Genomic DNA, 14,368 nt, shown 5'->3' on the forward strand with positions numbered 1-14,368 from the left:
TCATAACAGCGTTACGAAACAAGGTTATGAAACAATTGACCCCATGGCAAGACCTATTGTGCATACCGATTCACTGCGGCAGGAGTTGCTGGCCGTCACCGCCGAACTGGTGGACCGTGACGGTCCGGCCCGGGTGACGCTGCGGGACGTTGCAGCTGCTGCGTCGACGTCAACCTCAGCCGTCTACTCGCTCTTCGGTGGCAAGTCCCAGCTTCTGACCGCCGTGGTTGACGACGGGTTCCGGTCCTTCCACGACTCACAGGCGGCCGCGGCGGCGGGCGGCCTGCAGGGACTCGGCGTGGCCTACCGGCTCTGGGCGCTGGAGCACCAGGCCCTCTACCGGCTGATGTTCGGCGGCGCGCTGGCAGCGTACGTCGATTGCCAGCCGAGCCCGGAGGCTGCCGCCGACGCCATGGCTCCGCTGATGAATGCCGTCGCTTCCGCCCAGAAAGCCGGCACCCTGCTGGAGGCGCCGGTGGAAATGGTGGCCTTCGCAATCTGGGGACAGGTCCACGGGCTGGTCAGCCTGGAATTGGCAAAGGTGGGGCCGCCGGATACGGATTGGGCCGGCGCCTACAGCGCAGCCCTCGATGCCGCCGGCCGTGGCTGGGCAGCCTGACGCCACGGCCGGCGGAGCCGGGCGGTGATCTACGCGTAGACCTTTCCGAGGAATCCGGCCCAAGCCCTGGCGGTAGCCTCGGAATCGCCGCTGCCGCTGAAGTCGTGGACCGTCATTCCCACCGGGGCGCCGAACGCGTTGCGGCCGAAGAACCGGTACATCGCATCAGCAGTCCGCAGCCCGAGGAAGTGTTCGTTGGCGAAGTCCACCTCGCCCGACAGCCGCCCCACGCCGTCGACCTCCACATCCACGGCAGCACCCTGCGCAGCCGCGTCCACGCCGAGGGCCTTCTTCAGCCGCTCAAACCCGTCGGCAGTCTGCGACGCCGCCGGGGCCTGGATATCGGTGAACACCACAGGCTTGCCGTCGAAGTGCTGCAGGTACTCTCCCAGCGTGTGGAGGTAAAACTCGGTGTGCCGGGTGGCGCCGTCGTACTGCTCGTCCCAGTTGTCCGTCAGGATCCCGCTGTGCACATAGTGGAGTCGGGCGCGGCCGCCGTCGAGGGGTTCCAGAACGTGTTCCAGCTGGTTGAACCAGCCGTCCGGCCCGTCCATTCGGGACACGAGGTGGGTGGGATATTCCTGCACGGTTTTGACATCGGGCCACTGGTCCGTGGGGAACATCCAGGCCGGCGTCCCGTTGGTGACTGCTTCCCAGACCCGCTCGGGAGTGCCCGGCAGTTCGGTGTCGTAGACGATCTCAAATTCACGGTTGTCAGTCATTGTTCTGCTCCTTCTTTGAAAGGGGTTTGCTGGGGGTCTTGAGTACGGGATGAAGCGCGACGATGAGCCGGTGCTTCCGGCCGCCACTCGCCGGCGCGTTTGCCGAGGGTGGGCCACCCGGGGCCGCCCCCGGGAGTGGCGCACCGCCGTCGTGATACTTGTCCACCAGCCGGGTCACGGCGACGCCGAGCTCCTCGGCAAAGGCGGCCCGGTCCGCCGCTGTGCGGAAAGTGATCTCGCCGTCGATCGCGAACGTGGCAAGCTTCTGCTTGGCCGCAGCCGCCCCGGCGATCAGCTTGCCCACCTCCTGGACCATCCGCCCCGCGAGCGCCAGCAGCCAGAAGGCCGAAAAGCGGTCAGAGAACCGGCGCGGATCCGGGGCTACGGACGCCAGTGCAACGGGTGAAATCAGGTACGAGGCCGCCGTCGACTGGAGGACGCGCTCGGTGACGTTGCCCTTGCGCCGCTCCTCCACCAACTCCACCAGGCCGTGCCGCTCGAGGGCCTTGAGGTGGTAGTTGACCTTCTGCCGCGGCAACCCCACCTTCGCTGCGAGCTGCGTTGCTGACCCCGGCTCGGCAAGCTCCCGGAGGATGCGCGTCCGGATCGGGTCCAGCGAAGCCTCCGCGGCAGCCGGGTCCTCGATCACTTCGATGTCCAACATGCTTCAATCTTGCCAACCGACAACTTTTCTTGTCAAGAACTTTTTTTCCGTCGGTTGCCCGTTTCGAGGGTTCCCTGCCGGCTCGATGGTCGGCGACGTCGAGTGCGCAGGGAACCGTCGAAACGGGCAGGAGCAGCCGCAAAGTAGAATGGACCGGTGATGCAATCCCCCCTTCCCGTGCGCGACGGCGTCAACGCCACCCGCCTGCGCCTTCCGGATGAGGGACCCTGGACCACTGCGATGGACTACATGATGCACCGCTGGGGCCACATCGACCCCCAGGGCATCGAGGACAGGTTCGACGCCGGCGAGATCGTCGGTGAGGGCGGCGCGCCGTTGGACCGGGCCACCAGGCTCGAGGACCACACCTTCATCTGGTACTACCGCACCCTCCCGCCGGAGATCCGGATTCCCGTGGAGCTGGACATCCTGCACCAGGACGAGCACCTGCTGGTGGTGGACAAGCCGCACTTCCTGCCCACAACCCCTGGCGGCACGTATATCCAGGAGTCGGCACTCGTGCGGCTGCGGAACCAACTGAATCTCCCTGATCTGATCCCCATGCACCGCCTGGACCGGATGACTGCCGGCGTGCTGCTGCTGTCCACGAATCCCGAAACCCGCGGCAAGTACCAGGTGCTGTTTGAGAAGCGCCGGGTGCAGAAGGAGTACGAGTGCGTCTCCGCCGCTGACACGGCACCGGGCTTCCCAGCTGTCGAATTCCCCGTGGTGGTGCGGAACCGCATGACCAAGTCCCGCAGCTACCTGCTGGCAGAAGTCATCGAGGGTGAACCCAACGCGGAGACCCGGATTGAGCGGTTGGAAACGTTCGACGGCGGCACTCAGCATGGTGCCCCTATCGCCGGCGCGCCAAGCCGCCTGGCCCGGTACCGGCTGGAACCGCACTCCGGCAAGACGCACCAGCTCCGCGTGCATATGGCCTCGCTGGGGCTCGGCATCGTGAACGACGCGTTCTACCCCGACCTTCTGGACAAGGCCCCGGACGATTACACCAAGCCCCTGCAGCTCCTGGCCCGCGGCATCCGCTTCGTGGACCCCATCAGCAACCTGCCAGTGGAATACCGCAGCCGGCGCGAGCTCAGCGAGGCTGGTCCAGCCCGGGCTGCCCAAACACGGCCCTGAAGGCTTCCTCCATGTCCGGGCTGAACAGCACAAACTCCACCAACTCCAGAGCGCTGGACGGATGCGAGGCACCAAACCCGGTGACGGCGTCGTACGCGGCCTCCGCGACCTGACGCCCGCTCCACCCGTAGACTCCCCCGCCCACCGCCGGAAACGCCAGTGACCCCGCCACCAGCGACTCCGCCAGCCGCAGGCTTTCGCTGAAGCAGGACACCAGCAAGGCCGGGTTGGTCTGCCCGGCACGCCGGTTGGGCCCGACCGTATGGATGACCCAACGCGCAGCCAGCTGGAAACCCGGAGTGGCGACGGCGGCCCCCGGCGCCAGCCCGTGCGGCAAATCAGTATCGCGCAGCGTCCGGCAGGCAGCCAGCAGTTCAGGTCCCGCGGCCCGGTGGATGGCACCGTCCACGCCGCTGCCGCCGAGCAGGGCTGAATTGGCCGCGTTCACGATCGCGTCCACGGTGCGGGTGGTGATGTCGCCCTGCAGGATGGTGATCCGCATGCGGTCAGTTTCCCACTGACGGAGGCTGACTCAAAGGCCCTGCATCCGCCCCGCCGGTTATAGGCCTCCGCACCTCACACCGCGGGGATGAGGTTAGCACTGATGGCTTGACTTGATGCGTCCAAGTGCCACGATTGTTATCAGCCCTCCGCAATCGAGCGAGGAAGCATCATGGACACACTGAGCGAAATCCCCGGGGACCGGAGGGCCGCCAGGTTCGCGTACGCCGCGGCCGGCGTCGGCGTGGCCGGTGTGGCAACGCTCGGCGCGATGTACGCCATCGAGGTGCCGAAGAAGGGACCCTACGTTTTTGGCACCATCAATGACGTCACGGGAGGCGTCTTCAACCTGGTGATCATTCCGGTTGTTGTCCAGGTCCACCGCCGCCTTCGCCGCACACCGGGCTCCGAGGCCGCCCTCCGGCTGGTGATCGCCGCCAGCGCCGCGGGATCCGCCAGCTCGTTCCTCTTGGTTTTCAAGAAGCTGGATTTCGCTCCCTCCACCGCAATCAGCGTCGGTGCGATGACCGTCCAGGCAGGGTGGTTCCTGCTGGCCCACCGCTCCCTGTTGGAGTCACGGGAGTATCCACGCGACCTGGCGAAGCTCGGACAGGCGATCGGCGGTGCCTTGGTGGCTGCTTTGCCGGTTGCCGCGCTGGCCGCCGTCGAGAAGGCACCGGCCTGGATCCGCTGGGGCCTCGGCGGGGCCGGCATTGCTGTAGGGGCCGCTGCCTGGGTTGCGTGGCCTTACTGGTATCTGCTGGCTGCCCGGCACCTCAGCCATCGTCGGTAAGCTGCCGCCAGGCTGGGGCCGTCCTACCGCGGAAAGTGCGGTACTTTGTGGCCATGGACTTTGGCAATGCCGACAGCTGGGGAGCGGCGATCTACTTTTGGATCGTCCCCGTAGTCCTTGGCGACGCCATCTTCCCGCCCATCCCCTCCGAGATGGTGGTGATCACCGGCGGCGCCCTCTCGGCCGATGGCAGGGCCAACGTCTTCCTGGTGGCAGCGTTATCGGCACTGGCTTCCTGGCTCGGCGACATCGTGGTCTTCCAGCTCTTCAAGCGCCGGCTCAGCCACGTCCTTGACCGCTGGCGCTGGGGGCACAGGATCCACGTAGGCATGCATGAGGCCATCGCCAAAGCCGGCCGTTCCTCCACCTACGGAACCATCATCGGGGCACGCTTCATCCCCGGCGGACGGCTGGCAACCTCCGCGGCAGCTGGAATCGCCGACGTCTCCGCACGGGGCTTCAGCCTGTGCGCCGGCCTGGGCGCCGTCCTGTGGGCGAGCTGGCTGGTGGGCCTGGGCTACTTCACGGGATCCGCCACCAAACTGCCGTTCTGGGCGAGTTCGCTGATCGGGGTGGGACTTGGGCTGGTGATCGGAATCGTCGTCGGCATCATTGTCACCCGCCGGCGGGGTAACCGCTCACCGGTGGACGAGCCGGCCCCCGAAGACTGAACCGCCGGCTACACGGGCGCCCAGCGGCCGCGGTTGCGGCGGAGAACCGTCAGGGAGCCGGTCAGCGCAACGCGTTCGACGGCGTCGCGCATCATCGCTGCCGACTCGCGGGCCTGCTGGTTTTCGCCGCTGTACTCGGTGGGCTCGACGAGGAACCGGAGGTTCAGTTGCGGGACTCCGCCGGCAAGCTCCAGCTGGTTGGACTCCACATGGTGGCGGGTCTCCAGCGCCTCCACGGCAGCGGCCATCACCGCTTCGGGCGGGTTGCCAGGCTTCAGTCCGGTGATTTTCAGGCGGGTCTGGAACGAAGGCATGCCGCCAACCCTACCGGGCAGGTTTCCCGTCCCCAAGATTCCAAACGATTATCACTTGATGCAGGAAACTTCCTAACCCTCTCTCACTTTCTTCAGGAAAGTGCGAGAGCATCGCCGGAAAACCCGCGGGAAGTGCCAGAGCGTCCCGGCTAGCCGGTGTTGCGCAGGCCGGCGGCCACGCCGTTGACAGTGATCAGCATGGCCCGTTGGAGGCGCTCGTCGATCTCGGCGCCGCTGATGCCTTCGCTTTCGGCACGCTTTTCTGCCGGGTTGTTTGCCCGCACGCGGCGGAGCAGTTCCACCTGCAGGTAGCTGATCGGATCCAGGTACTGATCCCGGATCTCCAGCGAGCGCTTCAGCGTGGGCTGTGCGTCGAGGAGGACGTGCTCACCCGTAAGGTTCTGGACCTCGGTGACCGTGAGTTCGTACTCTTCACGGATGGCCCGGAAAATGTGGTGCAGCTCCTCCGGGACCAGGGTGGACACGTAATATCCCGCGATGTCCATATCCGTCTTGGCCAGCGTCATCTCCACGTTGGACAGGACCGACTTGAAAAAGTGCCAGCCCTCCATCATCTCCACCAGCTGGGCCGAGTTCCCGGCCTCACGGGCCGCCTTCAGGCCGGAGCCCACGCCGAACCAGCCGGGGACGATCTGCCGGGACTGGGTCCAGCCGAACACCCACGGGATGGCGCGCAGGCCACCAAGGCCGGTTCCGGAATCCGGGCGCTTGGACGGGCGGGAGCCAATGTTCAGCGAGCCCAGCTGCTCCACCGGCGTGGAGGCCAGGAAGTACGCGGGCAGGTCCGGATCGTCAATAAGCTTCCGGTACCTCTCGAAGGCGCCGTCGGAGATGATCTCCATAACGTGCCCGTACCGTTCGCGCTGGTCATCCGACGTCCGCGGATCCCGGTGGAGGGCCGAACCCTGGAGCACGGCGGCCAGCGACAGCTCCAGGTTTTCCCTGGCCAGTTCCGGCAGCGAGTACTTGTCCGAGATGACCTCGCCCTGTTCGGTGAACTTGATTTCACCTTCGAGGACGCCGTTGGGCTGGGCCATGATGGCATCATAGGTGGGTCCGCCGCCGCGGCCCACGGAACCGCCGCGGCCATGGAACAACCTGACGCGGACACCATGCTTGGCCGCAACGTCCCGCAGTTTCCGCTGGGTCTTGTGGATCTCCCACTGGCTGGTGATGACGCCCGATTCCTTGTTGGAGTCCGAGTAGCCCAGCATGATTTCCTGGACGTCGCCGCGCAGCCGGACCAGGTCACGGTAGGACGGAACGGACAGCAGCTGATCCACGATCTCCGCCGACGCACGCAGCTCCTCCACCGTCTCCAGCAGCGGCGCGAAGCCGATCTTGGCGTACGGTGCAGCCCCGAACAGGTTGATGAGGCCGGCCTCGCGGGCCAGGACTGCCGCGGCCAGGACGTCGTCGGCGCCGCGGGTCATGGAAATGATGTACGTCTCGATGACGTCCGGGCCGTACGTTCGCAGGGCGCGGCGGATCTCGCGGAAGACGTCGTACGTTCCGTCAGCGACGCCGTCGAGCTTAATCGGGTGGCCGGACAGCGGCCGGCGCGAGGCAAGCTCAGAGCCGAGAACGTCGAAGCGCTCGTGGCGGCTCAGTTCGGCGTACCGGAGGCCGGGGCCGCCGAGCCGGTCCATCAGCTGGCCGACGGCGTCATGGTGGTGGTCGGCGTGTTCGCGGATGTCCAGCGTCGCCAGGTGCAGGCCGAAAGAGGCCACCGCACGCCGGACCCGGGCAAGGGCGCCGTCCGCGGCAAGCGAGGCTGAATGGTTGCGAAGTGAGAGTTCGAGCAGTTCGAGATCGGCCAGCAGCTCATCGGTAGCGCTGTAGTCGCGGCCGTGCTCATGGCTGGAATCCGCGGCAATGCGCTTACCGGTATTGATCAGCTTGGCCTTGATGCAGGTGAGCTTGAGCCGGTAGGGCTCCTGCGCGTTGAGCTCAAGGACCCGGCGGTCAAGGCCCGGAAGTTTTTTCAGGTCGGCCTCGATGGAGTCCAGGAGGTTCTGGTCCGCTCCGGCGAGCGCGGTGGAGTTGGAGAGGATGGAAATCAGTCCGTCCATCATCCCGATGCTGATGCGGATGGCGTGCTGGCTCTGGATCTGGAGGATTTCCCTGGTGACCGCGGCCGTGACGTTGGGGTTGCCGTCGCGGTCCCCGCCGATCCAGGACCCGAACCGGATGGGGGCGTTCTGGGAGGCCAGGCTCACGCCGTGCTCATCCAGCAGTTCGGAGAGTTCCGTCAGCATTTCGGGCATGGCGTCGGTGAGGATGCCGCCCAGGTAATAGATGGCGTTGCGGGCCTCGTCCACAGGGGTGGGCCGGACCTGGCGGAGTTCGTCGGTCTGCCACATCTGGTCGATGACCTCCGCGAGTTGCCGGTCCTGGCGGCGACGCGCGGTGGTGCCTTCCTTGGTGGGCTGGGCAAGGACGTCGGAAAGCTTCCGGATCTTATCCAGCACTGAACGTCTGGAGGCCTCGGTGGGGTGGGCGGTGAAGATGGGGCGGACGTCCAGTCCGTTGACCACTTCCTGGAGAACCCCGGGACCCGCCTTGGCGGCTATCTCGGTGACGGCTTTGGCCAGCCACCCGTCCTTCTCCTGCCTGGTCCGCAGCCCGCGGACGCGGTGGACCTGCTCCGCTGCGTTGGCCAGGTGGAAGTAGAACGCGAATGCCCGGACCAGGTCCGTGGCCTGCTCGATGGGCAGGGAGCCGAGCAGCTCACGGACCTGTTCGACGACGTCGTGCGCACTCCACGGCCCGGTGGCGTCCGCCCCGCCGCGGGCGGCCTCCTTGGATTCCTTGGTCAGCAGGCGGACCTGCTCGACGAGCCCAAGAAGCTCTGGACCGTGCTGCCGTACCAGGGATTCACCCAGCAGTGTGGAGACACGGCGGACATCGGCCCTGAGTTCGGAGGCGAGGTCGGTAGCGGGATTCATTGCAGTGTTAGCCATGGAAACTGTCTTTCGAGGGTTCGGACTTGGCTCGTACACTGCGCTGGATACTGTGAGCCACGTTACTGGCTTTCGATGCTACCCGCACGTGGCCCCCGTGCGGAATCTGTCTCAGATCATGTGACGCGGTCCTTAGCGGGCCACCTTGAAATTGAACTCGCCGGTCCCCAGCGCTCCCCAGACGCGCAGCCAAAGGGGCAGGATCATTTCGGCGCCGCGGGCGGTGGTGATGTCGCCGAGGTCGAGAACATCCGTGTGGCCGAGCGCCTTCAGGAGATGCGTCACTTCCTCTTTGGCCTGGGCATCGTTGCCGGAAACAAACACCGTGTGGTCTCCTCCGGCCACATGCATGGGATCAACCATGACGGTGTTGGTCATGGTGTTCAGCGTCTTGACCACCCTGGCTGCCGGGAAGGCGCGCTGGATCTGCTCGCCCAGGCTGTCGTCATTGACCGGATTAAGCGACGGCGGAAAGCCCTTGGAGAAATCAAGCGGGTTCGCGATGTCCATCACGATTTTCCCGGCAAGGTTCTCGGCCCCGGCGGCGGTGAGGGCTTCGAGGGAGGCCGTGCCGTTGGTGGCGTTGACAACCAGCTCGCCGGCCGCCGCTGCCTCGGCGAGGGTGGCGACGCCGATCTCCTGGTGGGATGCGTGCCATTCGGAGAATGCCGGCCCGCCGGTCGCGCCGGGCTCGGTGCGCGCCAGCGTGGCCTGGGGATCACGGGTTCCAATCACGACGTCGTGGCCGAGCTCTGACAATGCAGCTGCCATGGCGGGTCCGACGCTTCCGGTTCCAAGTACGGCGATCTTCATGTGGTCCTCTTTCCGAGCGGTGGGGTAGACAGGTCCGTCTACCGGTTGGCCATGACGCTATCAGACAGATCTGTCTACGGCAAGGTTTTCGAAGGTATGGACAGACTTGTCTGTGTACCATGGAGCCATGAAGTCGACGGCCCTCCGGACACCACAGCCTGCCCGCACGCCGGCCGGCCGGGCCAAGGACAAGATCCTCGCCACCGCCTTCCGGCTGTTCTATGCCCAGGGACTCCGGGCCGCCGGGATCGATACGATCATTGCCGAATCCGGGGTTGCGAAGGCCACGTTCTACAAATACTTTCCGGCCAAGGATGACCTGATCCTCGCGTATCTGGAGAAGGTGGACGGCGTCTGGACCGGGCAGCTCCACGCCGCCGCGGAAGCCGCCGGCCCCGACCCCGCTGACCAGCTCGTGGGGCTGTTCGATGCCCTGGCCACCGCCTGCCGCCGCGACGGCTACCGCGGCTGCGCCTTCATCAACGCCGCCGCTGAGTCTCCCAGCGGAACCCGCGTCCACGACCGGACCGTGGCGCACAAGAAGAAGATCAGCGCCTGGATCCGGGACCTTGCCGTCCAGGCCGGCGCCCCGGAACCCGAACAGCTGGCCCGCAGCCTTGCCCTGGTGCTCGACGGCGGCCTGGCCAGCGGCGTGCTCGATGGTGACCCGGCGTCCGCCCTGACGGCCCGCAACACCGCAGCGCAGCTTGTATCCGTAAGCCTCGGAGCGAAACCGTGAACGCACCGGAACCCGACGAGGCGCAGCTGAAACGCTGGCAGCGTTTCCGCGCCAACCGGGAGAAGGCCCTTGCGGCTCCCCACGGTTGGCTGACCCTCACCTCCTTCCAGTGGCTCGAAACCCGGCCCGCCGCCGTCGAACTCGCACCGGGCCTGTGGTCAACGGACGGTACGACGGCGACCCTCACCGCCGCTGCGGAGGACGGCCTGACGCAGGTGGAGACGGGCGGAGCGGTTGACGGGACCATCACTGCCACCCTCGCCGATGAGGAGTCCCTGATGTGGGTCCAGTTCGGCGGCGCCGACGGCCGGCAGGTAGTGGTGGAGCTGGCCATGCGCGCGGACCGGTACGCCATCCGCACCCGCGATTCAGCCTCCCCGGTGCTCACCGGCTTCGACGGCGTACCCACCTTCGACTACAACCCGGAACTGGTGATCGAGGCCGAATATAAGCCTTATCCCGAGCCGGTAGTCATCCCGATCGGCACCGCCAACCCCCTGGTGGACGGCGTGCACTACTCGGTGGGCGAGGTGGTTTTCCGGCTGCCGGGCAAGGACCACGAATTCCACCTGCAGGCTGAGGAGGAAAAGCTCGGCGCCCTGACTGTGACGTTCCACGACGAGACCAACGGGGCAGCCCCGCCGGAACAAGCAACTGCTGAGTGGCGGAAGGTCTCCACCCCCCGGCCCCGCGTCGATGCACTGGGGAACCGGACGGTCATCCTGGATTTCAACCGGGCCATCAACTACCCCAGCGCCTTCACCCCGTACGGCACCTGCCCCATGCCGGTGAAGAACAACAGCCTGGACTACCGGATCGAGGCCGGCGAGAAAGAGCCCGCGTTTTTCTAGACGATGGCAGAGACGCCAGTGACGGCCCTGCCCACGATGAGGGTGTTGATTTCAAACGAGCCCTCGTAGGTGTAGATAGCCTCGGCGTCGGAGAAAATCTTGGCCATCCGGTAATCGGTCACAATGCCGTTGCCGCCCAGGATTGACCTGCCCAACGCCACCGTCTCCCGCATCCGGGCACTGGTGTAGGACTTCGCCAGCGCCACCTGCGCCATGTCAGCGGCGCCCTCGTCCTGCAGCTGGGCGATCCGCACCATCATCCCCATGCTCGCGACGGCGTTGCCCAGCATCGTGACCAGCTGCTGCTGGATGAGCTGGAACTTCGCCAGCGGCCGGCCGAACTGCCGGCGTTCGACGGCGTACTGCCGGGCGACGTCGAACGCGGCCAGCTGCTGCCCCACGGCCTGCCAGGCCACCATGATCCTCGATCCGCGCAGGAGCTGGTTGGTGTCCTCGAAGCCGCTGATCCCGGCAAAGCGGTCGGCTTCGGCGACCCGGACGTCATGGAACACGATGTCCGCGTTCTGCACCGTCCGCAGGGCAATCTTGTTCTCGATCCGGCTGCGTGTCACCCCGGGCAAGGAAGCGTCAACGATGAACCCGCGGATGGCACCTTGGCCGTCAGTACCGCCGCCCGTCTCGTCACGGGCCCACACCAGCAGGTAGTCGCAGAACGTTCCGTTCCCGATCCAGCGTTTGGCGCCGTTCAGCACCCAGGTGTCGCCGTCGTCGCCGGGTTCTCCTGTCCGGGAGGAAATCCGCCGTGCGGTGGTCTCCATCCCGCCGGCAACATCGGAACCGTGGCCAGGCTCCGTGAGCGCGAACGCGCCGGTGATGCGAAGGCTCGAGGCATCCGCCAGCAGCCGCGCCTTCTGGTCCGCCGAGCCGAAACCGAAAAGCGACTCCACAAAGAGATCATGGTGGACCAGGAAGAACGTGGCAATCGAGGTGTCCACGCGCGTCATCTCGGCGATGACCAGGCCGGCAAACAGGTTGCTGTAGCCGCGCTGCGCAGGGGTGCTCAGCTCCAGGGCGGCGAGCTTGGGGAGAAGGTGGGCAGGAAACTCGGCTTTGTTCCACCAGTCCGCGGCGTAGGGCGCAATTTCCGTGGCGAGGAACCCGCGCAGTTCGGCCAGCTTCGTCCGTTCCTGCGGGCTGAGGAGCGATTCGAACTCGAAGAAGTCGGCCGTGGGCAGGTCCTCGAGCCGCGGCCCCGCCGCCGCCTCGGCCGGAACAATGTTCATTTCGGGCCCATCCGGATGGCGCCGTCGAGCCGGATGGTTTCCCCGTTGAGCATGGCGTTTTCGACGATGTGGGCCACCAGGTTGGCGTATTCGGCCGGTTTGCCGAGGCGGGACGGGTGCGGGACCTGGAGCCCCAATGAATCCTGGGCTGCCTGGGAAAGAGTGGCCATCATCGGCGTCTCGAAAATACCGGGGGCGATGGTCACCACGCGGACCAGCGAGCGGGCGAACTCCCGGGCCAACGGCAACGTCATGGCGGCAACGGCGCCCTTTGACGCGGAGTATGCAGGCTGGCCGATCTGGCCATCGAAGGCCGCCACCGACGCCGTGTTGATGATGACGCCCCGCTCCGGACCGCCCAGTCCGGTGCTGACCGGCTCGGTTGAAACCATGGCCGCCGCAGCCAGGCGAAGCACGTTGAACGTGCCGATGAGGTTGACCTGGATTACCCGGCTGAAGGCGGCCAGCGGCAGCACGCCCTCGCGGCCCAGAACCTTGCCGGGCGTGGCGATGCCGGCGCAGTTCACCACGATCCGCAGCGGCCCCAGCGCCACCGCGGCGTCGACGGCGGCCTGTACCTGGGCTTCGTCCGTTACGTCTGCCGGGACAAAGACAGCGGTCGGGCCGCCCGAGGCGCGCACAGAAAGAGACGTGCCGTCAGAAGGACCGGCACCTGTCCCGTTCAACTCCGCGGCAAAGGCCGCACCGGCCGACGACGGCAGGTCGATCAGCACAACCGACGCGCCGGCGTCGAACAGGCGCCTGGCCGTGGCGGCACCCAGACCGGACGCCCCACCCGTAATCAGAGCGACAGTACCCATGACGTCCATACATCCTCCTTGATGCGGCCACGGGAACTGTCCACCGCGACCATTAGTTAGTGAATGTTAACTGAAATAGCCGCGTCCTGCACCCGTTAGGCTGGAAACCATGACCTCGCCGGACACCAACCCCGCCCCGCCCAGCCTGCAGCCGACCGACTGGCATGAGCGGGCAAACGTGGCCGCCCGCTCCGTCACGTCCCTGTTCGGCCGGCGGCTGCTGTTCCTGCCCGGCACGCATCTTGGGGCCGTGCAATGGCCCTCAAGACAGCTGCAGAACCTCTTCCAGCCATGGCATTACTGGTGGCAGGCGCACTACGTGGACTGTCTGGTTGATGCCGGGCGCCGGGAACTCGGCAACGCCGCAACCCCGGCGGCACGGTTCAACGGCCCCGAACGCCCCAGCGCCGGCCAGCTCGCCTCCCGGCTGGTCACCGGCATCCGTCTCCGCAACGCCTTCACCTTCGTCAACAACTACTACGACGACATGGCCTGGCTGGCACTGGCCACGCACCGGCTCGAGAAACTCGCCGAGGAAACACGCAAGCCCGGCGGCCGCCGCCGCAACGCCAGGCTCCGCGCAAAGCTGACGCTGCAGTTCGACTCCGCCTCCACCGACGACCTCGGCGGCGGAACGTACTGGAGCAAGAAGCGGGACTTCAAAAACACCCCGGCCACAGCCCCGGTGGCGCTTTACTACGCCCGCACCGGCCAGCAGGCAAAGGCCCAGCGGCTGGTGGACTGGCTCAACACCGTCCTTTTCGACAAGTCCCAGGGCCTCTACCTCGACGGCGCGCGGCTCAACGCCGCCGGAGAAGTGGTGGTGGAGGGCACCGTCTACACCTACAACCAAGGACCGGTCCTGGGAGCCCTGCTGGAGCTTGGCGGTGAGGCAAACCTCGCCCGCGCCGCCACTGTCATAGAGGCGGTGGCCCGGCAGCTTACGGTGCCCTCCCAAGCGTCCGGAGCGCCGCCGTCGCGCGTCCTCCGGTGCGACGGAACGGGCGACGGCGGACTCTTCACCGGGATCCTCTGCCGCTATCTGGCGCTTGCCGCCCTCGACGGACGGCTTCCCGCATCCTCCCGGGCCACAGCAGCCGACCTTGTGACGGCCACGGCTGAAGCGTTCTGGGCCGGCCGGCGGCCGGAGCAGGACAGCGCCGGGCAGAACGGGTCCGGGCAGGACAGGTCCGGGGCCGGCAACGTGATCTTCTCCATCCACGCATCCCGGCCCGCCGACGTCACCTATCCCCCGGGCGCCGCCGTCGAACTTTCCACGCAGTTGCAGGCCTGGATGGCCCTGGAAGCTGCCGCCTCCCTCCAGCCGAAACGCGCCCAATAATTAAGTCACGCAACAGTTACGTAATTGATGTGATACTGATCACTTCAGGCAGATCGGGCTTGGTACCTTAGGTATGGCTAACCTACAGTTTCACGAGTAAGCCACCCCCTTCCCGGCTTGCACGGACCGACGGTCCACGACACTTTC

At 66.4% G+C, this 14,368-nt stretch carries 15 protein-coding genes; 7 read left to right on the forward strand and 8 right to left on the reverse strand.

The window, feature by feature from the left end:
* Positions 1-43: 43 nt before the first annotated feature.
* Positions 44-619 carry a TetR/AcrR family transcriptional regulator gene (locus ABIA70_RS12555; protein WP_354147898.1) on the forward strand — a complete coding sequence of 192 codons (576 nt, stop codon included), beginning with the start codon at positions 44-46 and terminating at the stop codon, positions 617-619.
* Between the two features lie 29 nt (positions 620-648).
* On the opposite strand, the gene ABIA70_RS12560 is transcribed toward ABIA70_RS12555, so the two are convergent.
* Both ABIA70_RS12560 and ABIA70_RS12565 read right to left on the reverse strand, forming a co-directional pair.
* Positions 649-1,341, reverse strand: coding sequence for an SRPBCC family protein (locus ABIA70_RS12560; protein ID WP_354147899.1), 693 nt, complete (start codon positions 1,339-1,341; stop codon positions 649-651).
* On the reverse strand, positions 1,334-2,005 hold the full coding sequence (locus tag ABIA70_RS12565) for a helix-turn-helix domain-containing protein (RefSeq protein WP_354147900.1): 672 nt from the start codon (positions 2,003-2,005) through the stop codon (positions 1,334-1,336). Before ABIA70_RS12565 ends, ABIA70_RS12560 begins: the two co-directional genes overlap by 8 nt.
* 159 nt (positions 2,006-2,164) lie before the next feature.
* Here ABIA70_RS12565 and ABIA70_RS12570 point away from each other — a divergent pair, with 159 nt between their 5' ends.
* Positions 2,165-3,148: an RluA family pseudouridine synthase gene (locus ABIA70_RS12570; protein ID WP_354148303.1), complete on the forward strand. Its 984-nt coding sequence runs from the start codon at positions 2,165-2,167 to the stop codon at positions 3,146-3,148.
* Here the strand turns inward: ABIA70_RS12570 and ABIA70_RS12575 are convergent.
* Positions 3,105-3,650 carry an O-acetyl-ADP-ribose deacetylase gene (locus tag ABIA70_RS12575; RefSeq protein ID WP_354147901.1) on the reverse strand — a complete coding sequence of 182 codons (546 nt, stop codon included), beginning with the start codon at positions 3,648-3,650 and terminating at the stop codon, positions 3,105-3,107. The genes ABIA70_RS12570 and ABIA70_RS12575 overlap by 44 nt on opposite strands.
* A gap of 171 nt (positions 3,651-3,821) precedes the next feature.
* Between ABIA70_RS12575 and ABIA70_RS12580 the strand changes: the two genes are divergently transcribed.
* Together ABIA70_RS12580 and ABIA70_RS12585 are read left to right on the forward strand one after the other, a co-directional pair.
* Entirely contained in the window at positions 3,822-4,442 is a 621-nt protein-coding gene (locus ABIA70_RS12580) for a hypothetical protein (protein ID WP_354147902.1), read from the forward strand.
* 53 nt (positions 4,443-4,495) lie between these two features.
* Complete coding sequence (locus ABIA70_RS12585; RefSeq protein WP_354147903.1) at positions 4,496-5,113, forward strand: DedA family protein; 618 nt, start codon at positions 4,496-4,498, stop codon at positions 5,111-5,113.
* Between the two features lie 8 nt (positions 5,114-5,121).
* On the opposite strand, the gene ABIA70_RS12590 is transcribed toward ABIA70_RS12585, so the two are convergent.
* The 3 genes from ABIA70_RS12590 to ABIA70_RS12600 form a co-directional block, all read right to left on the reverse strand.
* The gene (locus ABIA70_RS12590; RefSeq protein WP_354147904.1) at positions 5,122-5,427 is read right to left on the reverse strand and encodes a hypothetical protein; all 306 of its coding nucleotides are present in this window, start codon (positions 5,425-5,427) and stop codon (positions 5,122-5,124) included.
* Between the two features lie 149 nt (positions 5,428-5,576).
* Positions 5,577-8,411: a phosphoenolpyruvate carboxylase gene (ppc, locus tag ABIA70_RS12595; RefSeq protein WP_354147905.1), complete on the reverse strand. Its 2,835-nt coding sequence runs from the start codon at positions 8,409-8,411 to the stop codon at positions 5,577-5,579.
* 132 nt (positions 8,412-8,543) lie between these two features.
* Positions 8,544-9,224 carry an NADPH-dependent F420 reductase gene (locus ABIA70_RS12600; RefSeq protein ID WP_354147906.1) on the reverse strand — a complete coding sequence of 227 codons (681 nt, stop codon included), beginning with the start codon at positions 9,222-9,224 and terminating at the stop codon, positions 8,544-8,546.
* A gap of 127 nt (positions 9,225-9,351) precedes the next feature.
* Here ABIA70_RS12600 and ABIA70_RS12605 point away from each other — a divergent pair, with 127 nt between their 5' ends.
* A complete protein-coding gene (locus tag ABIA70_RS12605) occupies positions 9,352-9,963 on the forward strand; it encodes a TetR/AcrR family transcriptional regulator (RefSeq protein ID WP_354147907.1) in 612 nt (203 codons plus the stop codon).
* Positions 9,960-10,814, forward strand: coding sequence for a DUF1684 domain-containing protein (locus ABIA70_RS12610; protein WP_354147908.1), 855 nt, complete (start codon positions 9,960-9,962; stop codon positions 10,812-10,814). Before ABIA70_RS12605 ends, ABIA70_RS12610 begins: the two co-directional genes overlap by 4 nt.
* On the opposite strand, the gene ABIA70_RS12615 is transcribed toward ABIA70_RS12610, so the two are convergent.
* Entirely contained in the window at positions 10,811-12,058 is a 1,248-nt protein-coding gene (locus ABIA70_RS12615) for an acyl-CoA dehydrogenase family protein (RefSeq protein ID WP_354147909.1), read from the reverse strand. The two genes, ABIA70_RS12610 and ABIA70_RS12615, sit on opposite strands and share 4 nt — an antisense overlap.
* A complete protein-coding gene (locus ABIA70_RS12620) occupies positions 12,055-12,888 on the reverse strand; it encodes an SDR family NAD(P)-dependent oxidoreductase (RefSeq protein WP_354147910.1) in 834 nt (277 codons plus the stop codon). Before ABIA70_RS12620 ends, ABIA70_RS12615 begins: the two co-directional genes overlap by 4 nt.
* A gap of 100 nt (positions 12,889-12,988) precedes the next feature.
* Between ABIA70_RS12620 and ABIA70_RS12625 the strand changes: the two genes are divergently transcribed.
* Positions 12,989-14,221 (forward strand): glycoside hydrolase family 76 protein, encoded by a 1,233-nt coding sequence (locus ABIA70_RS12625; protein ID WP_354147911.1) that lies wholly within the window; start codon positions 12,989-12,991, stop codon positions 14,219-14,221.
* Positions 14,222-14,368 lie beyond the last annotated feature (147 nt).

Origin of the sequence: Arthrobacter sp. 754 (assembly GCF_040548695.1) — a bacterium.
Lineage (GTDB): Bacteria > Actinomycetota > Actinomycetes > Actinomycetales > Micrococcaceae > Arthrobacter.